Below are 259 nucleotides of genomic sequence, written 5' to 3' on the forward strand. Positions count from 1 at the left end.
GTCAAACACTCGGCCGCAGACACCGACGTGCTGTGGGCGGCGCGGGTCTCCACCGCGGGTGAGCAGTCCCTGGACGAGCTGGAGAAGGATCCGCAGCGATCCAGGGGGCTGATCAACTTCCTGATGCGCGACCGGCACGGCAGTCCGTTCGAGCACAACTCGATGACCTTCTTCATCAGCGCCCCGCTGTTCGTCTTCCGCGAGTTCCACCGCCACAGGGTCGGCTGGAGCTACAACGAGGAGAGCGGCAGGTACCGCG

The 259-nt window shown here is 65.6% G+C and carries 1 protein-coding gene; it reads left to right on the forward strand.

All coding sequences use genetic code 11. The features are described 5' to 3' along the window. A partial coding sequence (locus ACSNOK_RS34920) for an FAD-dependent thymidylate synthase (RefSeq protein ID WP_436784721.1) occupies window positions 1–259 on the forward strand: 259 nt, incomplete at both ends.

This window comes from Streptomyces sp. URMC 126 (genome assembly GCF_051386555.1).
Classification (GTDB): domain Bacteria; phylum Actinomycetota; class Actinomycetes; order Streptomycetales; family Streptomycetaceae; genus Streptomyces.